Annotated in this window: 27 protein-coding genes, 1 tRNA gene and 2 pseudogenes; 14 read left to right on the top strand and 16 right to left on the bottom strand. The window is 62.2% G+C overall.

Going from position 1 to position 25,811, the window contains the following annotated elements:
• The 6 genes from IWX85_RS15270 to IWX85_RS15245 form a co-directional block, all read left to right on the top strand.
• A partial coding sequence (locus tag IWX85_RS15270) for a 4Fe-4S dicluster domain-containing protein (protein WP_196870295.1) occupies positions 1 to 105 on the top strand: 105 nt, incomplete at its 5' end.
• 49 nt (positions 106 to 154) lie between these two features.
• Complete coding sequence (locus tag IWX85_RS15265; protein ID WP_196870294.1) at positions 155 to 631, top strand: MaoC family dehydratase; 477 nt, start codon at positions 155 to 157, stop codon at positions 629 to 631.
• A gap of 39 nt (positions 632 to 670) precedes the next feature.
• The gene (locus IWX85_RS15260) at positions 671 to 2,452 is read left to right on the top strand and encodes an acyl-CoA dehydrogenase (protein WP_196870293.1); all 1,782 of its coding nucleotides are present in this window, start codon (positions 671 to 673) and stop codon (positions 2,450 to 2,452) included.
• A gap of 66 nt (positions 2,453 to 2,518) precedes the next feature.
• On the top strand, positions 2,519 to 2,836 hold the full coding sequence (locus IWX85_RS15255; protein WP_196870292.1) for a DUF485 domain-containing protein: 318 nt from the start codon (positions 2,519 to 2,521) through the stop codon (positions 2,834 to 2,836).
• Entirely contained in the window at positions 2,833 to 4,506 is a 1,674-nt protein-coding gene (locus tag IWX85_RS15250; protein WP_196870291.1) for a cation acetate symporter, read from the top strand. Before IWX85_RS15255 ends, IWX85_RS15250 begins: the two co-directional genes overlap by 4 nt.
• Before the next feature lie 234 nt (positions 4,507 to 4,740).
• Positions 4,741 to 5,238, top strand: a complete 498-nt coding sequence (locus IWX85_RS15245; protein WP_196870290.1) for a hypothetical protein — start codon at positions 4,741 to 4,743, stop codon at positions 5,236 to 5,238.
• Positions 5,239 to 5,380: 142 nt separating this feature from the next.
• On the opposite strand, the gene IWX85_RS15240 is transcribed toward IWX85_RS15245, so the two are convergent.
• Positions 5,381 to 5,707, bottom strand: coding sequence for a hypothetical protein (locus IWX85_RS15240; RefSeq protein WP_196870289.1), 327 nt, complete (start codon positions 5,705 to 5,707; stop codon positions 5,381 to 5,383).
• Between the two features lie 61 nt (positions 5,708 to 5,768).
• On the opposite strand from IWX85_RS15240, the gene IWX85_RS15235 reads away from it, so the two are divergent.
• The 3 genes and pseudogenes from IWX85_RS15235 (at position 5,769) to IWX85_RS15225 (ending at position 9,073) form a co-directional block, all read left to right on the top strand.
• Positions 5,769 to 7,373, top strand: a complete 1,605-nt coding sequence (locus tag IWX85_RS15235) for a cryptochrome/deoxyribodipyrimidine photo-lyase family protein (protein ID WP_036805455.1) — start codon at positions 5,769 to 5,771, stop codon at positions 7,371 to 7,373.
• Positions 7,370 to 7,537, top strand: a complete 168-nt coding sequence (locus IWX85_RS15230; protein ID WP_081932404.1) for a DUF2256 domain-containing protein — start codon at positions 7,370 to 7,372, stop codon at positions 7,535 to 7,537. Before IWX85_RS15235 ends, IWX85_RS15230 begins: the two co-directional genes overlap by 4 nt.
• Positions 7,530 to 9,073, top strand: a pseudogene (locus IWX85_RS15225) (cryptochrome/photolyase family protein). The gene IWX85_RS15230 and the pseudogene IWX85_RS15225 overlap by 8 nt, the downstream one beginning before the upstream one ends.
• Positions 9,074 to 9,353: 280 nt before the next feature.
• On the opposite strand, the gene IWX85_RS15220 reads toward IWX85_RS15225, so the two are convergent.
• Genes IWX85_RS15220 through IWX85_RS15210 form a run of 3 tightly spaced genes read right to left on the bottom strand, consistent with a single transcriptional unit; the run spans position 9,354 to position 11,475 of the window.
• Positions 9,354 to 10,064, bottom strand: coding sequence for an SDR family NAD(P)-dependent oxidoreductase (locus tag IWX85_RS15220; RefSeq protein WP_370584304.1), 711 nt, complete (start codon positions 10,062 to 10,064; stop codon positions 9,354 to 9,356).
• Positions 10,065 to 10,072: 8 nt separating this feature from the next.
• Positions 10,073 to 10,771 (bottom strand): glutathione S-transferase N-terminal domain-containing protein, encoded by a 699-nt coding sequence (locus IWX85_RS15215; protein WP_196870287.1) that lies wholly within the window; start codon positions 10,769 to 10,771, stop codon positions 10,073 to 10,075.
• A 17-nt stretch (positions 10,772 to 10,788) separates the two neighbouring features.
• Positions 10,789 to 11,475 (bottom strand): glutathione S-transferase family protein, encoded by a 687-nt coding sequence (locus IWX85_RS15210; protein ID WP_036805460.1) that lies wholly within the window; start codon positions 11,473 to 11,475, stop codon positions 10,789 to 10,791.
• A 241-nt stretch (positions 11,476 to 11,716) separates the two neighbouring features.
• Between IWX85_RS15210 and IWX85_RS20495 the strand changes: the two are divergent.
• Together IWX85_RS20495 and IWX85_RS20490 are read left to right on the top strand one after the other, a co-directional pair.
• Positions 11,717 to 11,905 (top strand): annotated as a pseudogene (locus tag IWX85_RS20495) (transposase family protein); the annotation flags it as partial.
• Between the two features lie 31 nt (positions 11,906 to 11,936).
• Entirely contained in the window at positions 11,937 to 12,245 is a 309-nt protein-coding gene (locus tag IWX85_RS20490; protein ID WP_231379815.1) for a hypothetical protein, read from the top strand.
• Positions 12,246 to 12,429: 184 nt separating this feature from the next.
• On the opposite strand, the gene IWX85_RS15200 is transcribed toward IWX85_RS20490, so the two are convergent.
• From IWX85_RS15200 to IWX85_RS15180, 5 genes are all read right to left on the bottom strand, one after another.
• A tRNA-Ser gene (locus IWX85_RS15200) sits at positions 12,430 to 12,517 on the bottom strand.
• A gap of 52 nt (positions 12,518 to 12,569) precedes the next feature.
• Positions 12,570 to 13,904, bottom strand: a complete 1,335-nt coding sequence (gene serS / locus IWX85_RS15195; RefSeq protein ID WP_196870285.1) for a serine--tRNA ligase — start codon at positions 13,902 to 13,904, stop codon at positions 12,570 to 12,572.
• 49 nt (positions 13,905 to 13,953) lie between these two features.
• Positions 13,954 to 14,898, bottom strand: coding sequence for a threonine/serine dehydratase (locus tag IWX85_RS15190; RefSeq protein ID WP_196870284.1), 945 nt, complete (start codon positions 14,896 to 14,898; stop codon positions 13,954 to 13,956).
• A gap of 6 nt (positions 14,899 to 14,904) precedes the next feature.
• Positions 14,905 to 15,909, bottom strand: coding sequence for a 4-hydroxy-3-methylbut-2-enyl diphosphate reductase (gene ispH, locus IWX85_RS15185; RefSeq protein WP_036805480.1), 1,005 nt, complete (start codon positions 15,907 to 15,909; stop codon positions 14,905 to 14,907).
• 71 nt (positions 15,910 to 15,980) lie between these two features.
• Positions 15,981 to 16,466 (bottom strand): peptidylprolyl isomerase, encoded by a 486-nt coding sequence (locus IWX85_RS15180; RefSeq protein WP_196870283.1) that lies wholly within the window; start codon positions 16,464 to 16,466, stop codon positions 15,981 to 15,983.
• A 192-nt stretch (positions 16,467 to 16,658) separates the two neighbouring features.
• On the opposite strand from IWX85_RS15180, the gene radC reads away from it, so the two are divergent.
• The 3 genes from radC to IWX85_RS15165 all read left to right on the top strand — a co-directional run bounded on the left by radC (position 16,659) and on the right by IWX85_RS15165 (position 18,801).
• Complete coding sequence (gene radC / locus IWX85_RS15175) at positions 16,659 to 17,333, top strand: DNA repair protein RadC (RefSeq protein WP_036805482.1); 675 nt, start codon at positions 16,659 to 16,661, stop codon at positions 17,331 to 17,333.
• A gap of 45 nt (positions 17,334 to 17,378) precedes the next feature.
• Positions 17,379 to 18,059, top strand: coding sequence for a Smr/MutS family protein (locus IWX85_RS15170; RefSeq protein ID WP_051984074.1), 681 nt, complete (start codon positions 17,379 to 17,381; stop codon positions 18,057 to 18,059).
• A gap of 523 nt (positions 18,060 to 18,582) precedes the next feature.
• Positions 18,583 to 18,801, top strand: coding sequence for a DUF1059 domain-containing protein (locus IWX85_RS15165; RefSeq protein ID WP_036805499.1), 219 nt, complete (start codon positions 18,583 to 18,585; stop codon positions 18,799 to 18,801).
• Positions 18,802 to 18,836: 35 nt separating this feature from the next.
• Here the strand turns inward: IWX85_RS15165 and IWX85_RS15160 are convergent, their stop codons facing one another.
• From IWX85_RS15160 to fdh3B, 7 genes are all read right to left on the bottom strand, one after another.
• Positions 18,837 to 19,268 (bottom strand): group II truncated hemoglobin, encoded by a 432-nt coding sequence (locus IWX85_RS15160; RefSeq protein ID WP_196870282.1) that lies wholly within the window; start codon positions 19,266 to 19,268, stop codon positions 18,837 to 18,839.
• 122 nt (positions 19,269 to 19,390) lie between these two features.
• A complete protein-coding gene (locus IWX85_RS15155; protein WP_196870281.1) occupies positions 19,391 to 21,961 on the bottom strand; it encodes an ABC transporter permease in 2,571 nt (856 codons plus the stop codon).
• Positions 21,962 to 22,155: 194 nt separating this feature from the next.
• Complete coding sequence (locus IWX85_RS15150; protein ID WP_231379810.1) at positions 22,156 to 23,217, bottom strand: formate dehydrogenase accessory sulfurtransferase FdhD; 1,062 nt, start codon at positions 23,215 to 23,217, stop codon at positions 22,156 to 22,158.
• A gap of 70 nt (positions 23,218 to 23,287) precedes the next feature.
• Positions 23,288 to 23,677, bottom strand: coding sequence for a hypothetical protein (locus tag IWX85_RS15145; RefSeq protein WP_196870280.1), 390 nt, complete (start codon positions 23,675 to 23,677; stop codon positions 23,288 to 23,290).
• A 21-nt stretch (positions 23,678 to 23,698) separates the two neighbouring features.
• Positions 23,699 to 24,907 carry a formate dehydrogenase subunit gamma gene (locus IWX85_RS15140; RefSeq protein WP_036805512.1) on the bottom strand — a complete coding sequence of 403 codons (1,209 nt, stop codon included), beginning with the start codon at positions 24,905 to 24,907 and terminating at the stop codon, positions 23,699 to 23,701.
• 11 nt (positions 24,908 to 24,918) lie between these two features.
• Complete coding sequence (locus IWX85_RS15135; RefSeq protein WP_051984075.1) at positions 24,919 to 25,149, bottom strand: hypothetical protein; 231 nt, start codon at positions 25,147 to 25,149, stop codon at positions 24,919 to 24,921.
• On the bottom strand, positions 25,146 to 25,766 hold the full coding sequence (fdh3B, locus tag IWX85_RS15130; protein WP_029525759.1) for a formate dehydrogenase FDH3 subunit beta: 621 nt from the start codon (positions 25,764 to 25,766) through the stop codon (positions 25,146 to 25,148). The genes IWX85_RS15135 and fdh3B overlap by 4 nt, the downstream gene beginning before the upstream one ends.
• Positions 25,767 to 25,811: the final 45 nt, after the last annotated feature.

Below are 25,811 nucleotides of genomic sequence, written 5' to 3'. Positions count from 1 at the left end.
CAGAACTGCGTGCACTGCAAGACGTGCGACATCAAGGACCCGACGCAAAACATCGTCTGGGTCACGCCTGAAGGCGGCGGTGGGCCCAACTACAGCGGCATGTAAGGCCGTTTCCAACCCTTCAACCCTTCAATCCACAACACGAGACATCGACATGAACGACCTGAACGGCTACGACATCGAAGACCTGAGCGTGGGCATGATGGCGGTCTTTTCCAAGACCATCACCGAAGCCGACATCGTGCTGTTTGCCGGCGTGTCGGGCGACACCAACGCCATCCACATCAACGAAGAGTACGCGGCGACGACGGCGTTCAAGGGCCGCATCGCCCACGGTTTCCTGTCGGCCAGCGTGATCTCGGCGGCAGTCGCCAACCGCTTGCCCGGCCCCGGCGCCATCTACATGGACCAGCACCTGAAGTTCCTGGCGCCAGTGCGCCCCGGCGACACCGTGCACGCCACCGTCAAGGTGCGCGAGGTCATCGCCGACCGTGGCCGCGTGGTGCTGCACACCACCTGCAGCGTCAGGGGCGTCGTGGTCATCGATGGCGAAGCGCTGGTGAAGGTCGATTCGTCGGTCCGGCGTGCCGCCAAGGCCTCAGCCCTGCTGGCCGCCCCGGCCACCGCCTGACCTCCTCAATCATTCAAGCATCACACCAGAAAGCACCCCATGAGCTACCAAGCCCCCCTGAAAGACATGCTGTTCGCCATGCAGGAACTTGCCGGCCTGCCCAGGGTCAGCGCCCTGCCCGGCTTTGAAGACTATGACCTGGACACCGCCCAAGCCGTGCTCGAAGAGTCGGCGAAATTTTGCGAAAACGTCGTCGCGCCGCTGAACTGGGAAGGCGACCAGACGCCGAGCAGCTGGAAAGACGGTGTCGTCACCACTACGCCCGGCTTCAAGGACGCCTTCAGGCAGTTTGCCGAAGGCGGCTGGCAAGGCGTGATCCATCCGGCAGAATTCGGCGGCCAGGGCTTCCCGAAGCTGATCGCCACGCCCTGCGCCGAAATGCTGCATGCCGCCAACATGTCGTTCGCGCTGTGCCCGATGCTGACCGATGGTGCCATCGAGGCGCTGCTGGTGGCCGGCAGCGACGCGCTCAAGCGCAAGTTTGCCGCCCGCCTCATCAGCGGCGAGTGGACCGGCACCATGAACCTGACCGAGCCGCAGGCAGGCTCGGACCTGGCCGCCGTGCGCAGCCGCGCCGAACCGCAGGCAGACGGCAGCTACAAGGTGTTTGGCACCAAGATCTACATCACCTACGGCGAGCACGACATGACCGGGAACATCGTTCACCTGGTGCTGGCCCGCGTGCCGGGCGCACCCGAAGGCGTCAAGGGCATCTCGCTGTTCGTGGTTCCCAAGTTTCTGGTCAATGACGACGACAGCCTGGGCGCGCGCAACGACGTGCATTGCGTGAGCATCGAGCACAAGCTCGGCATCAAGGCCAGCCCGACCGCCGTGCTGCAGTTCGGCGACCACGGCGGCGCGGTCGGCTACCTGATCGGCGAAGAAAACCGCGGCCTCGAATACATGTTCGTCATGATGAATGCCGCCCGCTTTGCCGTCGGCATGCAGGGCATCGCGATGGCCGACCGCGCCTACCAAAAAGCCGTGCGTTTTGCGCATGACCGCGCCCAGAGCCGCGACCTGGCGGGATCAAGCGGCCCGGTCGCCATCATCCACCACCCCGATGTCAAGCGCATGCTCCTGACCATGCGCGCGCATGTCGAAGGCGCGCGCGCCCTGGCCTATGTGGCGGCCGCCGCCAGCGACGCGGCGCACCACGCCAGCGGCGAATCCATCCGGGCGCACCACCAGGCGATGTACGAGTACCTGGTTCCCGTGATCAAGGGCTTTTGCACCGAGATGTCCATCGAGATGGCCAGCCTGGGCGTGCAGGTGCATGGCGGCATGGGCTACATCGAGGAAACCGGCGCCGCCCAGTACCTGCGCGACGCCCGCATCCTGACGATCTACGAAGGCACCACCGCCATCCAGGCGAACGACCTGGTGGGCCGCAAGACATTGCGCGACAAGGGGGTCGTGGCCAGGTCGCTGTGCGACCAGATCGCCAGCACCGAGCAAGACCTTGCCGCGCTCAACAACGACGACTGCACCGCCATGCTGGGTGCCTTGCGCCAGGGCCGGCTGGCGCTTGAAAAGACCATCGACTTCATGGTCGCCAACGGCAGGAGCGAGCCCAAAACGGTGTACGCCGGCGCGGTGAACTACCTCAAGCTGGCTGGCGTGGTGTTGTGCGGCTGGCAGATGGCGCGCGCCCTGATGGTGGCGCAGGACAAGCTAGACAGCGACCCGGCGTTTTTCACCGCCAAAGTGGTCACCGCCCGTTTCTACGCCGAATCGGTGCTGACGCAGGCGCCCGGTCTGGCCCAGGGCATCTGCCTGTCCGGCCCGACCACCAACCGCATGCCGGTTGACCTGTTCTGAACGGCAGGCTGCGCTACCCCAGCTTTGCGCAAGAAATTCAATTGTTTTTTTAATGGAGGATGAAGCATGAGCTCTGAAATGTATGCCCGGATTCGATTGAATCCGAAATTCAAGGAACTGGTCAGCAAGCGCGAGCGCCTGGCCTGGACGTTAACCGGCATTGTGCTGGTGCTGTTTTTTGGCCTGTTCCTGACAGTGGCCTTCAACCCGGCGGTGCTGGCGATCCGCCTGGGCGACAGCTTTGTGACCACCGGCCTGGTGATTGGCCTTTTCGAATTCGTCCTGTTCTGGGTTCTCACGGCGTATTACGTGGTGCGCGCCAATTCGGAATTTGACGCACTGACCGAAGAGTTGCTGCGCGAATCCATGAAAGCAAAAAAATGATCAAAACACTTGTAAAACTGGTCGCCGGCCTGCTGGCCCTGGGCGCCACCGGCGCGGGAATAGCCGCCGGCGCTGTGGAAATCGCGCAAAAGCAGCCGCTCAACATTCCGGCGATCATCATGTTCGCCGTCTTTGTCGGCATGACGCTGGGCATCACCTACTGGGCGGCCAGCCGCACCAAAACCGCTTCGGACTTCTACACCGCAGGCGGCGGCATCACCGGCTTTCAAAACGGCTTGGCCATGGCCGGCGACTACATGTCGGCCGCCACGCTGCTCGGCCTGACCGCGTTGGTATTCACCAACGGCTACGACGGTTACCTGTTCATGATTGCCTTCTTTGTCGGCTGGCCCGTCATCTTGTTCCTGATGGCCGAACGCCTGCGCAACCTGGGCAAGTTCACCTTTGCCGACATCACCTCCTACCGGCTGGACCAGGGCAAGGTCCGCACCATGGCGGCTATCGGCTCGCTGACGGTGGTCTGCTTTTACCTGATCGTGCAGATGGTCGGTGCCGGCCAGCTGATCAAGCTGCTGTTCGGCCTGGACTACCACATTGCCGTGATCGTGGTGGGCGCCCTGATGGTCGTGTATGTGACCTTCGGCGGCATGGTTGCCACCACCTGGGTGCAGATCATCAAGGCTTGTTTGCTGCTGTTCGGAGGCACGGTCATCACGGTGCTGGCGTTTTCGCAGTTCGGCTTCAGCTTCAACACCCTGGCCGCCAAGAGCATCGAGATCCACAAGCTGAAAGACATGCTGTTCGCCCCCGGCAAGCTGCTGCAGGACCCGGTCAATGCCATTTCGCTGGCACTGGGCCTGATGTTCGGCCTGGCTGGTCTGCCGCACATCCTGATGCGCTTTTTCACCGTCAACAATGCCAAGGAAGCGCGCAAGTCGGTGCTGTACGCAGCCGGATTCGTTGGTTTCTTCTTCAACGTGATTTTGCTGATGGGCCTGTGCTCCATCGTTATCGTCGGCACCAACCCCGATTTCTTCGAGGGCGGCACGGTGGGCGGCAAGATCATCGGCGGCGGCAACATGGTGGCAATGCACCTGGCCAAGGCCGTGGGCGGCGACCTGCTGCTCGGCTTCCTGGCGGCCGTGGCTTTTGCGACGATTCTGGCCGTGGTGTCGGGACTGGCACTGGCCGGCGCATCCGCCATCTCGCACGACCTGTATGCCCGCGTGATCAAAAAAGGCAATGTGTCCGAAGCGCAGGAAATCAAGGTGTCCAAAATGGCTTCCTTCGGCATCGGCCTGATCGCCGTGGTGCTGGGCATTGCCTTTGAAAAGCAGAACGTGGCCTTCATGGCAGCGCTGGCCTTTGGCATTGCAGCGGCGGGCAACTTTCCGGTGCTGTTCCTGTCGATGTACTGGAAGGACCTGACCACGCGCGGCGCGCTGGCGGCAGGTTATGGCGGCTTGACGGCTGCGGTGGTGCTGGTGGTGCTGTCCAAATCCGTCTGGGTGACGGTGTTCGGCTATAGCGCACCCATCTTCCCGTACGACCAGCCGGCCTTGTTTGCCATGCCTTTGGCTTTCCTGCTGGGTTATGTGTTTTCCATCACCGACAAGAGCCCACGCGCCGCCAAGGAGCGCTTGGCTTATGCGGACCAGTGGGTCCGCGCCCAGACCGGCTTTGGCGCCGATGGCGCTGTCAGCCACTGACAGGCCCCTGAGAAAATGAAAAAGCCCCGAAGTTCGGGGCTTTTTTTTGTGCCGTCGCCACCAGGGTATCGGTTCAGCTCGGGCTGCAAGCCCCTGCCAGGCCAAGCGCGACGGCTCGGGAAGTTATCTCATCCATTGCTGTACCTCGTCCTACTGTCGAGGCTTGCACCAGCCTACTTGCAATGTGCTGTCGGGCAAGCGATAGTTGCGTGCAGACGGCAACGAAAGGAAGACATGAAGAAGCTGAAAACGACGGTGATCCTGGCTGCCCTGTTCCTGGCCGGCTGCGCCGCCCCGCCCATGCCACCCACGACCGCCGACGTTTCAACGCCAGCCCCATCAGCCGGCAAAGCAGCACTGAACGCGCAGTCCCGCGAACTTCGCACCAAAATCATTGATCGCAAGCAGAAAATCACGGTTTTTGAAGTCATGCTCACCGACGTCGAGCGACGGGCGGCCAGGGCTCAAATCGACTTGACCTACCTTCCCAACACCAATATCGAGTCAGAAGCTGCAACGCAACGCAGCGAGCCAGATCGCCTCTCGGTCGCGGTCAGGCCTTCGCCCGCTGCTGCGGTCCCTGCAAATTCCACGGCACTAAAACCGTCCGCAAAAAAACGTTCAGCAAGAAAGCCACACTCGAAAAAGAAATCAATACGTCGCAATGATCCCTCGTCCCCGCCGCGTGGTGGGCAGGGACAGGCTTCACAAGAAAACTCACCGGGCAGATGAATTAATCGGGACTTTATAGGGCGAAGTGAGTGGTTTCGAACTGCGTGCTTCACGCTGCCTCAAATGGCATAGAAACATTAACCGGTCAGTGATTCACGTCAATCTGTTAATTTTTCGTGGACTCGCATCACCCCATGCAAACCTATGCAGACGCCAAGAACTGCACAGGGGGCTTGATGGCAGACGTAAACCAGGCGGTGCAGCAGAAATTTAGGCGATTTTCCAACGTTGCAAGGCGAGCCTCCAGTTCCAGTTCGTACACCTCCTTCGCTGGGCCTCTGCCCATCGTTTGGCCAGCAAGACCAAGCTCTTTTTGGCCCGCCCGGACCGGATTGGGATCGCTTACCGCAAGTGCCCCGAAGTCCGCAACATATGGCGTCGATTTGGCCTTGAGCACTTCGCCGAAAATGAAGGACGGCGCCCTCTCAAGCAGGCTGCGCAACTGGTTGACTGCTTTCGGCTTGCCCACGGCTTGAGGTCAATGCAACCACGCGAAACACCAAAACGCCTCACTTGGTAGAGTACTGCCCATGGTGAAAACGCGCGCATTGGTCTGGCTTAAACGCGATTTGCGCATTGACGACCACGCGCCGCTGCTTGCGGCACAAGGCTTTGACACAACCGTCGCCCTTTTTGTGATCGAGCCTGAATGGCTGCAGAGCCCGGAGTGCGATGCCAGCCATGTGGAAACCTGTCTGACTTGCCTTGCAGAATTGCGCGTGGCGCTCGCCCAACGTGGTGTGCCGCTGCTGGTGAGGACCGGTTCCATCCTTCGGGTCTTTCAGACCTTGAAGGCAGACTATGCTTTCACCCATGTGCTCAGCCACGAAGAAACCGGCCCCGGCTGGACCTACACCCGCGACCAGCAGGCAGGGCAGTGGTGCATGGGGCAAGGTGTGAATTGGCTTGAGTTTTCACAGACCGGTGTGGTACGGCGTTTGCGATCCCGCCAGGGGTGGGCGGGCAGCTGGCAAGCCCGTATGGATACGCCGCTGCGTCTGCTGCAAGGGGGCTTCAACGCGGGGCAGACCCAGACGGCTCAATTGGCGGTGGATGACATTCCCACACTGGCTTCCCTGGGCTTGGCACCCCACCGAAAAAACCTCCAGGCTGCGGGTGAGCGAGCGGCCTGCCAAACGTTGAAATCTTTTTTACAAAGCCGCGGCCGCGACTACTGCAAGGCACTGTCGAGCCCACTGACAGCCGAATCGGGCTGCAGCCGCCTGAGCCCGCACCTGGCCTTTGGCACGCTGTCGATGCGCGTCGTGCATCAAGCCACCGAGGCCAGCATGGCCCGAACCAACGACCCATCATTGGCGTACGGACTCAAAGGCTTTTCCAGCCGCTTGCGCTGGCACTGCCATTTCATGCAAAAACTGGAGAGCGAGCCGGCCATCGAGTTTCATAATTTTTCACGCGCCTGTGATGGCTTACGCCCCGGTGACGTTCAGGGTGGTGCGGCGCCCTTTGGCGATGCGGACGAAGCCCGTTTTCAAAGCTGGTGTGAAGGCCGCACCGGCTACCCGATGGTGGACGCCTGCATGCGTTCGCTCGTCGCCACCGGCTGGCTGAACTTTCGCATGCGCGCCATGCTGGTGAGCTTCGCCTCCAACCACCTTTGGCTGCACTGGCGAACTACAGGTATTTTTTTGGCCCGCCAATTTCTTGATTTTGAACCTGGCATCCATTGGAGCCAGATGCAGATGCAAAGCGGCACCACCGGCATCAACACCCTTCGCATGTACTCACCTACCAAACAAGCGCAGGACCATGACCCGCAGGGCCTGTTCATCCGCCGCTGGGTGCCCGAGCTGGCGCGGGTACCACTGCCCTATTTGGCAACCCCCTGGACCATGGACATTGCTGTGCAGCGGACGGCGGGCTGCTTCATAGGGCACGACTACCCCGCACCCGTGGTGGACGACAAGACTGCCATGAAGGCGGCCAAGGACCGCTTGTATGGCCTGCGCAGCTCAGCAGAGGCACACCTGCAGGCCAGGCAAGTGCTGGTGCGCCATGGTTCCCGCAAGAGCGGCCTGCCCCCTGGCGCCAACCGGCGCACCAGCCAAAATACAAAAAAGACCGAAACCGCGCGCTTTGTTCAAGGTGATTTATTTGGGCAAGATAGCGAATGAAAAGCGACTTCAAAGGCAACAAACAATCGCTACCCAGCAAACCGTGTGCAGTGTGCGGCCGCACCATGACCTGGCGCAAAGCCTGGGCTAAAAACTGGGCGTCGGTGCTGTATTGCTCCGACGCCTGCCGGGCCCGCAAAAAAGAAAAACTGAAAAATGACTGAAGGCAGAATCCGTAACCTGGTCATTGTGCTGGGCGACCAGCTCGATGAGGCATCCAGCGCCTTCAACGGCTTCGACCCCGGGTTGGACGAAATCTGGATGGCCGGGGTGGCTGAAGAGTCGGAGCATGTGTGGTCTGCCAAACAGCGCATTGCCTTATTCCTGAGCGCCATGCGCCACTTTGCAGAAGCCCTGCGGGCGCAGCATTGGCCTTTGACTTACACGCCACTCGATGCACCGACAACCCGGGCACGCTGAGTTCATCACTTGCCGCAGACATTGCGCGCCTTCAACCCACCGCGCTGGTCATGACGGCACCAGGCGACTGGCGCGTCTTGCAAGCTGTTCGTGCGGTTGCCGTTGTTGCGGCCCTGCCGCTGGACCTGCGTGATGACCGGCATTTTTTCACCTCCGTGCGCGACTTTGCCGCCCATGCAAAGGGCAGAAAACAGTTGCGCATGGAATACCGGTACCGCGAACTTCGCAGGAAAAACGGCATTTTGATGGCTGGAAAAGAGCCGGAAGGCGGCCAATGAAACTTCGATGCGGACAACCGCGAATCGTTTGGCAAGGCTGGTCCGGTGAATGTGCCCCAGCCAGTGCGCTTTGTGCCCGATACCATCACGCTGGAGGTCATAGAACTGGTCAACACCCGCTTTCGTGCTCATCCCGGCAAGCTCACCACCTTTGGCTGGCCAGTGACTCGCCCCCAGGCGCTGGTGGCGTTGGAAGCATTTATGGCTTGCCGCCTGCCGTTGTTTGGCCAGTATGAAGATGCCATGTGGTCGGGGGAGCCCTGGCTGTACCACTCGCACCTGTCGGCGGCCATGAATCTCAAGCTGCTGAACCCACGCGAGGTGGTGCTGGCCGCTGAAAATGCTTACCGTGCAGGACACGCGCCGCTGCCAGCGGTCGAGGGCTTTATCCGCCAGATCTTGGGCTGGCGCGAGTATGTGCGCGGTATCTACTGGACACAAATGCCGGACTACCTGGATCGCAATGCCCTGAACGCTCAGGCGCCGTTGCCCGACTTCTACTGGACCGGCGACACCGACATGGCCTGCCTGAAAGACACCATCACCCAGACGCTGGAGCACGGCTACGCTCACCACATCCAGCGTTTGATGGTCACCGGGCTGTACGCCTTGTTGCTGGGCGTGAAACCCCAAGCGGTGCACCAGTGGTACCTCAGCGTCTATGTGGATGCGGTGGAATGGGTGGAGTTGCCCAACACACTGGGCATGGGCCAGTTTGGCGATGGCGGCCTGATGGCCAGCAAACCCTATGTGGCCAGTGGAAAATACATCCAGCGCATGAGCAACCACTGCAAAGGCTGCCGTCACGACCCCGCGCAATCGATCGGCGCAACAGCCTGCCCCTACACCACCCTCTACTGGGATTTTTTGATGCGCCACGAAGTCCTGCTCAAGAAAAACCCGCGCATGGCCATGCAACTCAAAAACCTGGCGCGACTTGACGGCCCTGCACGCGATGCAATCCAAATCCAGGCCAATGCACACCGCCATGCCCCGTTGTGAACCCGCGGTACAGGCGGCACGCCTATGCCTGGGGCCGGTACGGCCAGGCGTGCCTCGGTCTTGGCCCTTCAGTTGCGCCGTGCAATGATTTCACACTCCAAGGGAGCAAATTAGCGCTTCAAGCCTGGCGTTGTCATCAGCGTCCCCCACGCTGCGCATGCAAGGGCGCACAGCCATCTCCCTGCGCCGGGTGCCAACCGGGAAGTTCACGGGTCCCGGACGCGTCAACCAACACATTACCTTTCGGCTCGCCTCGGGAAGCATCGAGATCGTGAGGCCATCAGAATTTCTCGACCCACGGCCTGACTTCGATTTCCCAGGTCCAGGCATTGCGAGGCTGTGCCAGCAGATGCAGGTAAGTCTGTGCGATGGCGTCCGGGTCAAGTTGCGCGTCCGCCGTTCCTGGCGTGGCGGCCATGTCGTCAGACGGGGGCCGGATCGACCCGTCGATGACGACATGGCCCACATGGATGCCCTGCGGATGGAGCTCGCGCGCCAGGCTCTGGGCCAGGCCACGAAGGGCGAACTTGCCCATCGCGAAAGCGGCCGACAGTGGGTAGCCTTTGGTGCTGGCCGAAGCCCCGGTGAACAGCAACGCTCCGTGCCCCTGCGCGAGCATGCGACGGGCCGCCTGCTGCGCCACCAGGAAAGCCCCGTGGGCGGTGACGGCCACGGCCTGCGCCACGTCGCTGGCATCGACATCGACGAACGGCCCGCGAACCCGACGGCTTGCGTTGTAGACCACCACATCGGGCGCCGAACCCAGCCGCTCGCTGGCCTGGTCAAACAGTGCCTTGACATCGGCGGGGTCGGTGGCGTCGCAGCGCAGGGCCACTGCGCCCAGCGCGTCGGCCACCGGCTGCAGCTTGTCGAGCTGGCGCGCGGCCATGACCACGTGCATGCCGGCATCTTGCATGAACGCCCGCGCCAAGCTGGCGCCAAGCCCTGGGCCGGCGCCGACGATCAGGGCTGACCGGTAGGGACGCTGCACGGTCGCACTCATTGCACAGTGGCCGCGTTCTGACCGAACAGGATGCGTTTGGAGGCCTCATCGACGACCGGTGCGCTGTTGACCTCTTGTGCCCGTGCGTAGGCCCGAACGGTCGCCGGGCGCTGGCGCACGCGTTCGAACCAGACTGCCAGGTGCGGGAAGTCCTGCAGGCGCTGGCGCTGCCGTTCATGCGGGACGATCCAGGGGTAGCAGGCCATGTCGGCAATCGAGTAGCCGCCAGCGATGTACTCGCGCCCGTCAGCCAGTTGCCTGTTCAGCACCGCGTACAGACGCGCCGTTTCCTTGACATAGCGCTCAACGGCGTAGGGGATGGGCTCGGGTGCGTACTGCGTGAAGTGGTGGTTCTGTCCCGCCATCGGCCCCAGTCCGCCCATCTGCCAGAACAGCCATTGCAGCGCCAGGTTGCGCCCGCGCAGGTCCTGCGGGATGAACTGCCCAGTCTTGTCGGCCAGGTAGAGCAGGATGGCCCCCGACTCGAAGAGCGAGATCGGCTCGCCATCATCGGCCGGGGCGTGGTCGACGATTGCCGGGATGCGGTTGTTCGGCGCGATGCGCAGAAACTCGGGCTGGAACTGCTCGCCCTTGCCGATGTGCACCGGCACAATGCGATACGGCAACCCGGTTTCCTCGAGCAACAGGGTGATCTTGTGGCCGTTCGGGGTGGTCCAGTAATGCAGGTCGATCATGTCGGTTCTCCCAGGCCTTACGCGGTGAGACGGGCGTTCTGCGGGAACATCACCTTGCGGGCCTCGTCGTCCATCTCGGCCTTGAACGCGTGTTGGGTCTTCAGGGCTTCGGCCCGTTGCGCTGCCGGGCGGGCGTTGATCTCGTCGAGCAGCCGCTTGACGTTCGGCAGACTTGCCCAAGCGTCGGCCCCCAGGATGAAAGGCACGGCGCGTGCCCAGCCCCACACGGCCATGTCGACGATGGTGTAGGTGTTGCCCAGCATGTAGCGGCGTGTGGCGAGTTGCGCGTCAATCAGGACCCAGTGGCGCTGCGCCTCGAAGTCGTATCGGTTCACTGCGTAGGCCTTGGGTTCGGGTGCGAAATGTTTGAAGTGCACGGCCTGGCCGGAATAAGGGCCGATGCCGGTGGCAACGAACATCAGCCACGAGAGCATCTGAGCGCGCTGAGCGGGCGTGTTCTCAGGTAAAAAAGAACCCGTCTTCTCGGCGAGATAGAGCAAGATGGCCGTGCTGTCAAAGACAACCGCGTCACCGTCGACCAACGCGGGGGTTTTGGCATTCGGGTTGATGGCGGTGAACGCCGGCGCGTGCTGCTCGCCCTTGCGGGTGTCCACTGGAACCAGTTCATAAGGCAGACCCGCTTCTTCCAGAAACAGGGCGACCTTGGCAGGGTTGGGTGAGGGGTGGTAGTAAAGCTTGATCATGGGTTTCCTCGTCAGTAATGCGCGCTAGTGAAGTCCGAGACTATCGCAGCTTCCGCGAGAACCCGCTGGGCTCGTGCACGGTATACCAAGACAATCGCAGTTGGAATTTTGAGGTGTGACCGCCCATCGGGGTGAGCGCGAACGAGTGCTGTTGCGCTGATTTGTTCGCGGGCTCAATACATGTTATGCGCTCGCAGCACGAAGCAAATTCCCTCCCTTTGGCATTTTTGTGAACTTTCAGATGAAACTGCGGGAAACATTTGAAGCACTGCCAGACCCGTGTACGGGACCAGCCCGGTACCACGATCTGAGCGGGATGATCATGATGGCGCCGAGTGCTGTACTGTGCGGCTGCGGCAACTGGGTGGATGTGACCGAATGGGCGACGGCCCATCAAGCGTGGCTGCCCAAGCGCTTGGTGCTGGCCAAGGGCACGCCTTCGCACGACACGTTTGAACGTGTTGTTCAGCCTGCTCGATGCCGCAGTCTTCAAGTGTTGCTCACGCGCCTGGATTGCCGGCATCGTCAACCTGGTGCAAGGGGCCATGACGCTGGATGGCAAGACGCTGCGCGGTCAGCGCGGGGGACAGAACACGGCGCTGCATGTGGTCAGCGCTTTTTGCCAAATGGATGGAATGGTGCAGGTGGGCCATCTAAAAACAGACAGCAAAAGGCGAATGCGCTGCGTCATCCACCGCAACCCAGGATTCATTGGTTCACCTGGGCGCGGGCGACCTCATCCATTAAAAAAATTGACCACGTTCGCCTGAGAGACAAACGGTAATGGCTGTTCTTCAATGGCTGGCCGGCGCTGCGCTGCCAGGCATCAGGCACGAAAAGCAGAGAATTCGCCCATTTCCGTGCGTTAAACCGCTCGCTGCTGCGGTGGACGGCATGAGGGACAAAAACTCCGAAAAAAAACCCTAAGTGAGTCAATCGCTTAGGGTCTTGTTCTGGAGGAGAGGGTGGGATTCGAACCCACGGTACCTTACGGTACGCCTGATTTCGAGTCAGGTACATTCGGCCACTCTGCCACCTCTCCAGTGTGTGGTGGGCGCAATTCTAGCAGGCTGGATGGCCGTTTTTGGCTTGCCTCAGGCCGCAGGTGCGGAAAGAGTCGCCATGCCGCCCATGTAGGGCTGAAGCACCGCCGGAATATCGACGCCGCCGTCGGCACGCTGGTAATTTTCCAGCACCGCCACCAGCGTGCGGCCGACGGCAAGCCCGGAGCCATTCAGCGTATGCACGAATTCGTTCTTGCCTTGCGCGTTCTTGAACCGGGTTTGCAGGCGGCGCGCCTGAAAAGCTTCGCAGTTGGACACCGAACTGATCTCGCGGTAGGTGCTCTGCGCGGGCAGCCACACTTCCAGGTCATAGGTCTTGGTCGCGCCAAACCCCATGTCGCCGGTGCACAGCAGCATGACACGGTACGGCAGGCCGAGCTTTTGCAGAATGGCCTCCGCATGGCCGGTCATGGCTTCCAGCGCTTCGTAGCTTTTCTCGGGATGGACGATCTGCACCATCTCGACCTTGTCGAACTGGTGCTGGCGGATCATGCCGCGCGTGTCGCGCCCGTAGCTGCCAGCCTCTGAGCGAAAACACGGCGTATGGGCGGTGAACATCACCGGCAATTGCGTTTCCTGCAAGATTTCGTCGCGCACCAGATTGGTCAGCGGCACCTCGGACGTCGGGATCAGGTACAGCGCGGCATTCTCGGCCTGGCCTTCCTGGCCGCCTTTTTTGGCCGCAAACAGGTCTTCCTCGAACTTGGGCAACTGGCCGGTGCCGCGCAGCGAATCGCTGTTGACGATATAGGGCACGTAGCATTCGGTGTAGCCGTGCTCGGCCGTCTGCACGTCGAGCATGAACTGCGACAGGGCACGGTGCAGTCGCGCCAGCGGGCCTTTCATCACGGTAAAGCGCGAGCCGGTCAGCTTGGTGCCCGATTCGAAGTCGAGCCCCAGCGGCTGGCCAACATCGACATGGTCCTTGGGCTCAAAACTCAATGCGGCGGGTTCGCCGCCCAGGCTTTCGAACGGGCTCCACTTGCGCACCTCGACATTGCCCGCCTCGCCAATGCCCTGCGGCACGCTGTCGTGCGGCAGATTGGGAACGGCCAGCAGCAGTGCCTGCATCTCGACCTGAATCTGGTCCAGCCGGGCTGCAGAGGTTTCGAGTTCGGCCTTGGATGCGGTGACCCTGGCCATCACGGCACTGGCGTCTTCGCCCCTGGACTTGAGCTGGCCAATCTGTTTGGACAAGGTTCCGCGCTGGCCTTGCAGTTCCTCGGTCCTGATCTGTACGGCCTTGCGTTCGGCCTCGAGCGTCTGGAAGGCCTCGACGTTAAGGAAAGTTTGCGGATGCTTGCGGGTTTCCAGGCGGGCGATGGCCGAGGGCAGGTCTTTACGGAGCAGGTTGATGTCTAGCATGGGGTCGATTGTATTTTGTGCCGCAATGGCCAGGAATGGGGTGGCAGCTTCAGTTCAGACTGGCCGGATCGACATTGGCGCCGCAAATGACCAGGCAGACATTTTCGTCCGCACGCGGAACATAGCGCCGGCTGTGCAGCGCGGCCAGCGGCAAGGCGGCGGCGGGTTCGACGGCCAGCTTGAGTTCCTGCCACAGCCACAGCTGCGCCGCCCGGATGGACTCATCGGTTAGCAACAGCGCATCGTTCACCTGCGCCTGCGTGATGTCCCAGGCCAGGTTGCCAATGCGCCGTGCGCCCAGCGAATCGGCCGCAATGCCGCCGATCTCGACATCCACCGGCTGGCCAGCTGCACGCGCCCGGAACAGGCTGGGGGCCCGTTCGGGTTCCAGCGCCACCACGCGGCTGCGCTGCCCGAACCAGCTGGCCACGCCGCCAATCAGGCCGCCGCCGCCAACACTGACCAGCACCGAATCCGGCAGGCCGCCCTGCTGTTCGATTTCCAGCGCCATGGTGCCGGCGCCGACCAGCACTTCGGGCTGGTCATAGGCATGGGTCAGCAAGGCGCCGGTTTCCGCTTGGCGTGTCAGGCAGGCCCGCAGCGCATCGGCATAGGCCGCCCCGCCGACCACCACGCGCGCGCCCAACCCGTCCAGCCGGGCGCGCTTGGCCGGGCTGGAGATGTCGGGAACGAACACTTCGCAGGGCACGCCCAGTTCACGGGCTGCAGCCGCCGTGGCAATGCCCGCGTTGCCGCCCGATGCCACGATCACGCCGCTGGGCGGAATCGGCTGGGACAGCAGGCGATTGAGCATGCCGCGCGCCTTGAAGCTGCCGCCGGTCTGCAAGTGCTCCAGCTTGAGCCAGACTTCGGCGCAGTCCACGCCCAGCGCCCTGCCGGGCAGCCTCCACAGCGGAGTTTTATGAATAAAATGGCTATAGCGCCCGTCGAATATACGCTTACAGCTCTCTATTTGATAGCAATCAATGACCATCGGCGCTCAATTCAACTGGTGGAGCTGGCTGCCGCCGAGTTCCAGTTGATGCCCCTGTGCATCCAGCTTGAGCCCCTTGGGCAGCGGAAACTTGATGGTTTCCTCAACCCCGTCCATCTTGCGGATCGACACGGCCCCGAGTGCCTTGATGCGGTCAATCACCTGTTTGACCAGAATCTCCGGTGCAGACGCGCCCGCTGTCAGGCCGACGCGGCTCTTGCCGTCAAACCAGGCTTCCTGCAATTCGCTGGCGTCATCGACCATGTAGGCCTCGGTGCCCAGCTTGGCGGCCAGTTCGCGCAGGCGGTTGCTGTTTGAGCTGGTCGGGCTGCCGACCACGATCACGATGTCAACCTGCGGACTGAGCAGCTTGACGGCGTCCTGCCGGTTTTGCGTGGCGTAGCAGATGTCCTGCTGCTTGGGCTTGCGCACCTGCGGAAACCGCGCCACGATGGCCGCGCTGATCTCGGCCGCGTCGTCCACGCTCAGCGTGGTCTGCGTGACGACGGCCAGGCGCTCGGTCTGCAGCGGCGAAATGCGCGCCACGTCGGCCACGTCCTCGACCAGGTGTATGCCGCTGTCGAGCTGGCCCATGGTGCCTTCGACCTCGGGGTGGCCCTTGTGGCCGATCATGATGAACTCGTAGCCTTCCTTGTTGAGCTTGGCGACCTCGACATGCACCTTGGTGACCAGTGGGCAGGTGGCGTCGAAAATCTGGAAACCGCGCGCCTTCGCTTCTTCCTGCACCGCCCGGCTGACACCATGGGCGCTGAACACCAGCGTGGCCCCAGGCGGCACGTCGGACAGTTCTTCAATGAAAATCGCGCCCTTGACCTTCAGGTCGTTCACCACGTAGGTGTTGTGCACGATCTCATGGCGAACGTAAATGGGGGCGCCGAACTTGCTCAGCGCCCGCTCGACGATCTCGATCGCGCGGTCCACCCCGGCGCAAAAGCCGCGCGGCTCGGCCAACAGGATTTCTTCAAGCTGCGGGGCGGGTTTCGCCGACATGCCGCCAGTGGGCTCCACAGCGCCCTCGGGGGACGGAACAGCAGGCCAAGCGACAGGCGTAAGGGTATTTTTCACAGCACGCCGATCACGTGGACTTCAAACTCCACCGGCTGGCCGGCCAGCGGATGGTTGAAGTCAAACTGCACGGCAGTCCCGTCTTCCTTGACCTGCTGGACCGCGCCAGCGTACTGGCCCATGCCGTCGGGCGTGGGGAACTGCACGACATCGCCCACGCTGTAGCGCTCATCCAGGTCGCCCAATTCATTGAGCAGCTTGCGCGCCACCCATTGCACCAGCTCGGGGTTGCGCTCGCCAAAAGCCTCGCCGGCGGCCAGTTGAAACGTGGTGCGTGTGCCCTCTGGCATCCCGAGCAGGCGATGCTCGATGGCGGGCGACAACTGGCCGTTGCCCAGGCTGAGCGTGGCCGGTTTGCCCTCGAAGGTGTTGATGATGCTCGCGCCGCCCGGTGCCGCCATTCGGTAATGCAGCGTCAGGAAGGAGCCCGGCTCGACCACGAGAGGCGCAGTGGACACAGTTGGGGGTTGCAAATTGGACATAAGACTTTCGGGCCAGCCAGGGTCGGCCAGCAACAGGGACTGAACTGGCCCTATTGTAGAAAGCCCGGCGCGCGCGGGCTGGCCGGCATGCCTTTTCATGCTTTTCCAGCAGGGTTCACGGCCATGGATCACCCTGCACTGCGGCATACTTCACTTACTTTTGCTTGCACTTCCTCCAAAACGGCCTGATCCATGCTCCTCAAAGACCTGCCCGCAGACGCCCGTCCGCGCGAAAAACTGCTGGCGCGCGGCCCTGCGGCACTCAGCGATGCCGAATTGCTGGCACTGCTGCTGCGCACCGGCCTGCCTGGCAAGAACGCGCTGCAGATGGGCCAGGAGTTGCTCGACAACTTTGGCGGTGTGGCCGGGCTGCTGCACACCGGACCCGAGGCGCTCAAGTGCATCAAGGGATTGGGGCCGGCCAAGCGCGCCGAGATCGTCGCGGTGCTGGAACTGGCGCGGCGCGCACTGGCCGAGGAACTCAAGGAAAAAGCGTTGTTCAGCACACCGCAGGCCGTGCGCGACTACCTTCAGCTGCAACTGGGCAGCCGGCCGCACGAGATTTTCGCGGTGCTGTTCCTGAACAGCCAGAACCGGTTGATTGCCCTGGAGGAACTGTTTCGCGGCACCCTGACGCAAACCAGCGTGTACCCGCGCGAGGTGGTGATCCGGGCGCTGGCGCTGAATGCCGCCAGCGTGGTGCTGGCGCACAACCACCCGAGCGGCGCGGCCGAGCCGTCGCGGGCGGACGAGATGCTGACCCAGACCCTGAAAACCGCGCTGGCACTGGTCGATGTCCGGGTGCTCGACCATTTCGTGGTGACGGCTTCCCAGTCGGTCTCGATGGCCGAACGGGGACTGCTTTAGGATGGGGACTTTCGACATATCAGCACAGCCATTCCCACCGCCACCATGTTTGCGCCCACACCCCCACGACAGAAACGCCTGCTGATCCGGGATCTCAAAGACCTCATGCCGGTTCGCCGCGAACTGGAACTGCGCGCCCGCCAGGAAGCGCAGCGCCAGGCCGAGGTTCACGCTGCCGCAGCGCTGGCCCGGGCTGAAAAAGAGTTGTTTTCGCGCGCCGTCGGGCGCGTCATGGCCTTGGCAGCGCAACACCGGCCGGGCCACAAGGCCAACCTGGAGCGGGCGCGGCCGGCACCGGTGGCCGAGCAGCGCCAGCGCGACGAGCTGGCCGTGATGCAGGAAGCCCTTTCAGACGGATTCGATGTGGAAAGTCTGCTCGACACCGACGAAGCCCTGAGCTTTCGGCGCCCCGGCATCGGTGCCGATGTGGTCCGCAAGCTGCGCCGGGGCAACTGGAGCATCCAGCGCCAGCTCGACCTGCATGGTTTTCGGCGCGAGGATGCGCGCAATGCGCTGGGCCTCTTCATTCGCGAAGCCAACAAGGCCGGCCTGCGCTGTGTTCGCGTGGTGCATGGCAAGGGCCTGGGCTCGCCGGGCAAGGCGCCGGTACTCAAGGGCCGGGTGCAAAGCTGGCTGGTCCAGAAACAGGAAGTGCTGGCCTTCGTTCAGGCCCGCCCGGCCCATGGCGGCGCCGGGGCGCTGGTAGTGCTTCTGGCGCAGGGGTGACGGGGTGACGCCTGAAACCGAAAATGCTACTTATTCAATAGCTGTCGGTGCAAGTGCTTAAAGCGCAAGCGTCAATTTTCCTCCATAAATTGTCGATCTTTCGAATGGGTCACAGACCGCGGGCTGCCAGGGCGCGCATCACCGCCGCCTTGTGCGCTTTCACGCCCATCTTCAGATGAATGCGCTCCAGGTTTTTATTCCATTTCCAAATCATGCCGATATGTCGTTGCGTGGCCTTGCGGTGCTAAGGCACTGTCTGCGGCTTCGCGCCTGATCTCGGAATGATTTAGAAATGGAATCAGCACGCTGCGCGCGCTGGTGCCTGCGCATGGCGGCAGATTGACAATATTTTCTGGCGAGTTCGGCATGTCGTGATGGGCACTTCCTGTGCAATCCTGCATTTCAGCACTGGAAGTCCTTCATGCCGGTGCGAGCCCGGTTGCGGGGGAAGATGACAGGTCCGGTGGACCGCCCAGACGCCGTTGGACCTGGTTGAGGCAACACAGCACTGAAAGAAGCCATCATGTCACGCCAATACATCGATTGCCGGGAATTCCCCAGCGCCATGAACTGTAGCGTCGCGCTGTCAGCTGCCAGCGACAAGGAACTGCTTGAGGCCGCCGTGCAGCATGCCGTCGCCGTGCAGGGTCGCACCGACACACCGGAGCTGCGCAAGCAGCTGGCCTCAATGTTCAAGCAGGATACGCCGCCGCTGACGCAGGCCGGCATGGCCGGCGCCTGATCAACAGGCTGGCGTCGGGCCGACACCGTCGGGCGTCACTCGCCCCGGTTGCGCATCCAGTCGGCTGTCTGGAAAAACGACGCATTGAGCCGTGTGCGCAGGGCGTCCTCCACGCCGGTTTCCTGTATGGCCTGGTCCATGCAGGCCAGCCACTGGTCACGCTCCCGGATGCCGATGCTGCCGCCGCCGGTATGCTGCGGCAGGTGGCGCTGGCGCAGGCGCGGGTGGCCAAAGCGCTCGCTGTAGTATTGCGGCCCGCCCAGCCAGCCGCACAGGAACCAGAACAGGCGCTCGCGGGCGTTATCCAGCGTGCTGCCGTGCGCGGCACGCAAGGTAATGTAAACAGGCTCCAGGTCCATCAGGTCGTAGAAACGTTCGACCAGCGCCTTGACGCATTCTTCGCCACCGATCCAGGCAAAAGGGGTTTCAGGGGGCGGCGTTTCAGCGGGTTTTTCTTCAGTGTGCATGCAGAGGATTTTATGAACCCGCCAGCCGCCCTTGCCGCAAAGCTGCGAATCCGGGGATGGAGAACAGACAGCAGGACTGGATTCCCGCCTTCGCGGGAATGACGACGCCGCGCAGCTGGCTTTTACTGGGCTTTGCGCAGCGTTTCCACCACCGGGGTTTTCAGCACGGCGCGCAGCCCCCACCAGCCAGCGGCCAGCGCCAGGGCTGCACCCGCCAGGCTGCCAAACACCGGCACGGTCCAGGAACCAGTCCAGTTGAAATCGAACACATAGCGCGCCAGGCCCCAGCCGACCACCAGCGCCACCATCGACGCCAGGAAACCGGCCAGCAGGCCGACGCCGGCCAGTTCGGCGCGTTGCACCTGCCGCAGCAGCGACGCCCGGGCGCCCACGGCACGCATGATGGCAAATTCGCGGGCGCGTTCCTCTCGGGTAGCGGTGATCGCGGCAAACAGCACCACCAGTCCGGCCGCCAATGTGAAGCCGAACAGAAACTCGACCGCCCGGATCACCTGGTCCAGCACCCGCTGCACCTGCGCCAGCGTGTTGCTCATGTCCACATTGGTGATGTTGGGAAAGGCGCGCACCAGGGTGTTGTCAAAACTTTGCGTCCGGGCTTGCCCGTCGGCCACCGGGATGGCGGGTTCGGGGGCACGAAAGGCGCTGATGAAGGTCACCGGCACCTCGGCGGCCAGCTTGGCCACCGGGTACATGACAAAAAAGTTCACGTGCATCGAGCCCCAGTCCACCTTGCGCAGGCTGGTGATCTTGGCTTCGCTGGTCTGGCCGGCAATGTCAAATCGCAGGCTGTCGCCGAGTTTGAGGCCCAGGGTGTTGGCCAGACCTTCCTCCACACTGATGGCGCCTGCTTCATCGGGTGTCCAGCGGCCGGCCACCACCTGGTTGTGTACCGGCTTTTCCGCGCTGTTCGACAGGTTGAACTCGCGGTCCACCAGGCGCTTGGCGCGGTCGTCCTCAAAATTCCCGGGCGTGATGTCCATGCCGTTGATCGCCACCAACCGGCCGCGAATCATCGGGTACCAGTCAAACTTGGTCACGCCGCCATCTTTCAATGCCTGCTGGAAGGCTTGGCCCTGGTCGGGCTGGACATTGATGACAAAACGATTTGGCGCATCCGGCGGCGTCGCCTGGCGCCAGCTGCTGATGAGGTCGGTGCGCAGCAGCACCAGCAACATCAGCGCCAGCAGGCCAATGGCCAGGGCGCTGGTCTGCACCACCGCATAAATCGGCCGGGCCGACAGCTGGCGCGTGGCCAGCACCAGCCAGCGCGGCGCCCTGGATTCGTTGACGCTGGCGCGCAGCAGCCTGACCGCGAGATAACTGGCAGCGGCAAACAACAGCACTGCGCCGGCAAAGCCGCCGACGGCGATCAAGCCGAGCTTGAGGTCGCTGCTGGCGGCCATCAGCAGGGCGGCAAACCCCAGAATGCCCACGCCCAGCACCAGCATCGACACCGGCTTGAGGTTGCCGACATCGCGGCGAATCACCCGCAGCGGTGGCACCTGGGCCAGCTGCAGCACCGGCGGCAGGCCAAACGCCAGCAGGAGCGTCAGCCCCATGCCCATGCCGAAAGCCACCGGCCATAAAGTGGCGGCCGGCAGGCTGGCGCTGACCAGCCCGGCCAGCAGCAGCACGAACACGTGATGCACCGCAAAGCCCAGCGCCACGCCGAGCGCACTGGCCACCAGGCCGGCCAGCACGAATTCAAAGGTGTAGGCCAGCGCCATCGTTCGCTGCGGCTGCCCCAGCACACGCAGCATGGCGCAATCGTCCAGGTGCTTGGCGGCAAAGCTGCGCGCCACGATGGCGACGGCCACGGCGCTGAGCAGCGCAGCCAGCAGCGCCACCAGGTTCAGGAATTTCTCGGCCCGCTCCAGCGTCTGCTGCATCTGCGGGCTGCCGCTGTCCAGCGATTCGAGACGGGCACCGCGCAGCGTCGTTTCGGCGCCCGGCATCTTCAGCGCATCGGTTGCCCAGCGAACATAGGACTTGACGGCTTGCGCGTCATTGCCCGCGACCGCAAACCGGTAATTGGTGCGGCTGGCCGGCTGGATCAGGCCCGTGGCAGCGACATCCGCCTGGTTGATCATGACCCGCGGCGAAAAGCTCATGAAGCCGGCGCCCCGGTCGGGCTCCTGGACGATCACGTGGGTGACAGTGAAACGGGCATCGCCCATCAGCAGCGACTGGCCGGGCTTCAGGCCCAGCGCATCGAGCAGCGCTGCATCGGCCCAGGCGGTGCCCGGCGCGGGAATGTCACGGGTCGGCCGAGCCGTGGTTTCGTCGAGGCTGGCGGCCACCTTCATGCTGCCGCGCAAAGGGTAGCCTTCGGGAACGGCCTTGAACGCCACCAGCTTGCTGGCGCCGCCGTCCTCGTCCGCGGCCCGGGCCATGGTCGGAAAGGTGACGGTGGAAATGGCGTTCAGGTCAAGCTCCTTGGCTTTTTCAATAAAAACCGACGGAACCGGGCCATCACTGCGCACCACGGCATCGCCGCCCAGCAACTGCAGGGCATCGCGCTGTAACCCGCCATTGAGCCGGTCAGCAAAAAAACCCACCGCCGTGAGGGACGCCACGGCCAGCGTGACCGCCACCATCAACAGCCGCAATTCGCCCGCCCGCAGGTCGCGCAGCAAGGTTTTCCAACCGAGCTTGAGAAAAAGAGTGTTCATGGCGTGACCTTAGCGCAGAACCGGTAAGGGATGCGCGATTAAGATTTGATGAGCAGGAATATGCGTCTTTGCCGCCAAGCTGGCACCGCCGTGCACTTCCGGCTGTTTTGATAAGGCCAATCAGTCTTTCGCGCATGCTCCGCCTGCACTGGCAGCTATCAAATAAGGGTATCTACTTGCACAGCCGACCCGGCTCATTCAGCACCGGATGATGCGGGATGTGCCGCCAGCAAGTCAGGCTCCAGCCTGAGCCGTTCGGCATGGGTGTAGCAAAGAAACCGCTTATTGGTCGCCCGGCCAATCGCGCACAAGCCTACCGCTTGCGCCACCTGGTGGCCCATCTGCGTGATGCCGCTGCGCGACACCACCACCGGCACGCCCATCTGCGCCGACTTGATGACCATTTCACTGGTCAGCCGGCCGGTGGTGTAGAAGACCAGGCTCTGCGTGCTTGACGCCGGGGAGCCCTCACCCCTGCCCTCTCCCAGTGGGAGAGGGAGTAATCCGGATGCAGGGTCGACATTTAACGACGCTTCGGGAGTTGCGCAGGGCTCTGACTCTCCAACCAAGCCAGGGCCGCAGGACCGGCTTTGCCGGACTGCAGGCGCAGCAGCCCCCTCGGGGGGCAGCGAACCACGCGAAGCGGGGAGCGTGGGGGCCATACACCACATCCAGCCAGCAATGGTGTCGATGGCGTTGTGCCGCCCCACATCCTCGACAAACAGCAGCATGTCGGATTCCCCGGAGGCAGTTGAAAACAGGGCGCAGGCATGCACCGAGCCAGCCGACTTGTAGGTAGTTTCCTTGAGCCGGATAGTGTTCACCAAACTGTACAGCTGGCCTTGGGTGATGCAGGCGCCGGCAGGCAGTGCAATCTGGTCCACCTCGTCCATCAGGCCGCCAAACACGCTGCCCTGCCCGCACCCGGTGGTCACCACCCGGTGGGCGGTTTTTTCCTCGATATCCTTGATGCCGTGGCGCGTCTTGACGGCGGCGGCACCCACGTCCCAATCGACCGTGATCGACTCGATGTCGGCCACGTCCCGCACCAGGCGCTGGTTTCGCAGGTAGCCCAGCACCAGCAGTTCGGGGTTGGCACCCAAGGTCATAAGCGTGACCAGTTCGCGCTTGTCTACATAGACCGTCAGCGCCCGCTCGGCGGGAATCGAGACTTTTTGCAGCTCGCCAAATTCGTTGACCGCGTCGATTTCGCTGGTCAGCGGTGCCCAGGCTTGCGTCAGATAGGGAAGTGTCATGGAAAAAAGATTACCGTAAAAAAGGCCGGCACCTTGCGGCCCGGCCTTTCAGGACAAAAGGAAACAAAAATCAGGGCTTTTTGGCCGGATTCAGGACGGCATCAGGCACTTTGCTGCTGGGCGGGCTGGCAGCCGTGGTGGCTGGCGAATGGGCGCCTGACGCCTCAATAGGCTTGGGCTTTTCAATCGGTACGTAGGTATAAGTGCCCGGATCGGCACAGGGCGGCGTAGCCGTCGCCGGTTTTGTTTCCTTGCCGGCAGTCTTGGCGGAAGCCATATAGATGGCTGCCACCCGGTCCTGCGCCTGGCACAACTGGTAAGCATCGACTTTTCCAGCCCATGCTGCCTTGCCGGCAATTTCATCGGATTTGGCTTTGGCCTCGGGTGAAACTGCCGGCAGTTTGGCCATTGCCAGCGCGCAGGCACCGAGCATCAGGCTGGTGATCAGATATTTTTTCATGGAAATCCTTGGCTCTTGTCTTTATGCCTGAACCGCCGGTCTGGCAGGTGGCACGGGTTGGCTGCGCTGGGCAGGAATACGGCCAGCCTTGACTTCGTCATACCAGTATTCATGGTGGTCTTTGGCCCAGGCTTCGTCCACATAACCGGTTCTCATGGCTTTGTAGGCATCCTGCATGCCGATGGTGCCCAAATAAATATGCCCCATGAACATGGCCATCATGAACACCGTGGCCACGGCATGGACCATGTGCGCAATCTGCATGGTTCCCCGCTCATACACCATGCCGGGTACTATTTTGTCCAGCACAAAACCGGATGACACCACGATCAAGCCCAGGAAAAACACGCCGCCCCAGAAAACAACTTTCTCGCCAGCGTTGAAGCGATTGGATGCAGGCTCGTTGCCTGAAAACAGGCCGCCACCTTTTCGCAACCAGTTCAAGTCGCCCTTTTCCGGCCAGTTGTCGCGCAAAAATGTAAAAAACACAATCACCAGCGACACGGCAAAAAGTGGACCGGCAAAGTTATGCATGTTTTTCAGTACATAGGTCAGCCAGCCATACAGCGTACCCCCCATGACCGGCAACATGAAGAATTTGCCAAATGCCATCACCAAGCCCGAGATGGCCAGAATGGAAAAAGCTATCGCGTTTGACCAGTGTGCTGCGCGTTCAAAAGGCGTGAAACGCTCAATCTTTTTTCCATTGTCCGGCGTGTGGTTCTTGATCGAACCCTTGCTGAAATAAAAGAGCGCAATGGCCAGCACCACGATCACCAGCAGCGCGCCGCCATAAGGAATCAGCCAGTTATTGCGTACCTGGCGCCATGCATCACCGGCGTTGGTCAGGCGTGAACCGGGATATTGCACGAAGGGTTGAATCAGGTTGCCGGCTTCCGGTGCCTGGCTTTTGGGCAGGCTACTGTAGCCCGTGACACCCGCACCGACCTGGCGCCACATGGGGGCATTGTTGCCGGGCTGGACCTTGGCGCGCTCGCCATTGGTCTGGCTGGCATAACCCGGAAGTTCGCTGGCGTCAGGCTTGACCTCGAAAATGTTCTGGCTCTGGATACCACCCATGGCAGCCGGTGCGCTCGGCGCAGCCTGGGTGGTGGCAGGCGCTTGCGCCTCCATGGCGGGCACAGTAGCGGCAGGCGCCGGGGCCTGCGCAGCAACCGATCCAGCCAAGCCAATTGCTATTAAAATCATAGCTAATTGCGCATGTTTCATAGGGCCTCCGATCAGTTGGTCTTGGAGTACTCGTTCTGGGTGTTCTGCAGGCGGGCTTTCAGCCCCTGCTCCCAGCTGTTTTTGTCACCTGGATTCCAGCCCGGCGCGACAAACTTGTTTTTCGCGCCCTCGAACGCGGCCACATGGCCTTTGTTGCCACCCATGGTCTGCGGTTTATCGCCGCATGCGGACAAGCCCGCCAAGGCAGCCAAAACCGGAATCAGCAGGACAAGTCGTTTCATGATTTCGCTCCTGCTGGCGGCTGGCCAGCCTGTTTCGAACCGTAGGCCGTTCCCCAGCCCCATACTTCGGCGCCCTTGCCGCGTTGCACGACGCGGTTGCGAAAAATGTCGGCCACCACATCACCATCGCCGGCCAGCAAGGCCTTGGTCGAGCACATCTCGGCGCAGGCGGGCAACTTGCCTTCTGCCAGACGGTTACGACCATACTTCTCAAATTCAGCCTGGCTGCCGTTGACCTCGGGGCCGCCAGCACAAAAAGTACATTTATCCATCTTGCCGCGCACGCCAAAGGTGCCAGTGGATGGAAACTGCGGTGCGCCGAACGGGCAGGCATAAGAGCAGTAGCCGCAGCCGATGCAGATATCCTTGTCGTGCAGCACCACGCCTTCGTCGGTACGGTAAAAGCAGTTGACCGGGCAAACGGCCATGCAGGGCGCGTCGCTGCAGTGCATGCAGGCCACCGAAATGGATTTTTCGCCGGGAACGCCGTCATTGAGCGTCACCACGCGGCGGCGGTTCACGCCCCACGGAACTTCGTTTTCGTTTTTGCAGGCGGTGACACAACCGTTGCATTCAATGCAGCGCTCCGCGTCACAGACAAATTTCATGCGTGCCATGGTGAATCCTGAAAAGTCATCATAAATAGGGTGCGAAGCGACAAA

Source organism: Polaromonas sp. CG_9.11, from assembly GCF_015752225.1.
Classification (GTDB): domain Bacteria; phylum Pseudomonadota; class Gammaproteobacteria; order Burkholderiales; family Burkholderiaceae_C; genus Polaromonas.
Note: the sequence above shows the minus strand (reverse complement) of the source record. Positions and strands in the feature narration are given on the sequence as shown.

Bases quoted from the DNA above. Each gene is read 5' to 3' on its own strand.
- IWX85_RS15265 (WP_196870294.1), top strand. From the start codon at position 155: ATGAACGACCTGAACGGCTACGACATCGAAGACCTGAGCGTGGGCATG.
- IWX85_RS15260 (WP_196870293.1), top strand. From the start codon at position 671: ATGAGCTACCAAGCCCCCCTGAAAGACATGCTGTTCGCCATGCAGGAA.
- IWX85_RS15255 (WP_196870292.1), top strand. From the start codon at position 2,519: ATGAGCTCTGAAATGTATGCCCGGATTCGATTGAATCCGAAATTCAAG.
- IWX85_RS15250 (WP_196870291.1), top strand. From the start codon at position 2,833: ATGATCAAAACACTTGTAAAACTGGTCGCCGGCCTGCTGGCCCTGGGC.
- IWX85_RS15245 (WP_196870290.1), top strand. From the start codon at position 4,741: ATGAAGAAGCTGAAAACGACGGTGATCCTGGCTGCCCTGTTCCTGGCC.
- IWX85_RS15235 (WP_036805455.1), top strand. From the start codon at position 5,769: ATGGTGAAAACGCGCGCATTGGTCTGGCTTAAACGCGATTTGCGCATT.
- IWX85_RS15230 (WP_081932404.1), top strand. From the start codon at position 7,370: ATGAAAAGCGACTTCAAAGGCAACAAACAATCGCTACCCAGCAAACCG.
- IWX85_RS15215 (WP_196870287.1), bottom strand. From the start codon at position 10,771: ATGATCGACCTGCATTACTGGACCACCCCGAACGGCCACAAGATCACC.
- IWX85_RS15210 (WP_036805460.1), bottom strand. From the start codon at position 11,475: ATGATCAAGCTTTACTACCACCCCTCACCCAACCCTGCCAAGGTCGCC.
- serS (WP_196870285.1), bottom strand. From the start codon at position 13,904: ATGCTAGACATCAACCTGCTCCGTAAAGACCTGCCCTCGGCCATCGCC.
- IWX85_RS15190 (WP_196870284.1), bottom strand. From the start codon at position 14,898: ATGGTCATTGATTGCTATCAAATAGAGAGCTGTAAGCGTATATTCGAC.
- ispH (WP_036805480.1), bottom strand. From the start codon at position 15,909: ATGTCGGCGAAACCCGCCCCGCAGCTTGAAGAAATCCTGTTGGCCGAG.
- IWX85_RS15180 (WP_196870283.1), bottom strand. From the start codon at position 16,466: ATGTCCAATTTGCAACCCCCAACTGTGTCCACTGCGCCTCTCGTGGTC.
- radC (WP_036805482.1), top strand. From the start codon at position 16,659: ATGCTCCTCAAAGACCTGCCCGCAGACGCCCGTCCGCGCGAAAAACTG.
- IWX85_RS15170 (WP_051984074.1), top strand. From the start codon at position 17,379: ATGTTTGCGCCCACACCCCCACGACAGAAACGCCTGCTGATCCGGGAT.
- IWX85_RS15165 (WP_036805499.1), top strand. From the start codon at position 18,583: ATGTCACGCCAATACATCGATTGCCGGGAATTCCCCAGCGCCATGAAC.
- IWX85_RS15160 (WP_196870282.1), bottom strand. From the start codon at position 19,268: ATGCACACTGAAGAAAAACCCGCTGAAACGCCGCCCCCTGAAACCCCT.
- IWX85_RS15155 (WP_196870281.1), bottom strand. From the start codon at position 21,961: ATGAACACTCTTTTTCTCAAGCTCGGTTGGAAAACCTTGCTGCGCGAC.
- IWX85_RS15150 (WP_231379810.1), bottom strand. From the start codon at position 23,217: ATGACACTTCCCTATCTGACGCAAGCCTGGGCACCGCTGACCAGCGAA.
- IWX85_RS15145 (WP_196870280.1), bottom strand. From the start codon at position 23,677: ATGAAAAAATATCTGATCACCAGCCTGATGCTCGGTGCCTGCGCGCTG.
- IWX85_RS15140 (WP_036805512.1), bottom strand. From the start codon at position 24,907: ATGAAACATGCGCAATTAGCTATGATTTTAATAGCAATTGGCTTGGCT.
- IWX85_RS15135 (WP_051984075.1), bottom strand. From the start codon at position 25,149: ATGAAACGACTTGTCCTGCTGATTCCGGTTTTGGCTGCCTTGGCGGGC.
- fdh3B (WP_029525759.1), bottom strand. From the start codon at position 25,766: ATGGCACGCATGAAATTTGTCTGTGACGCGGAGCGCTGCATTGAATGC.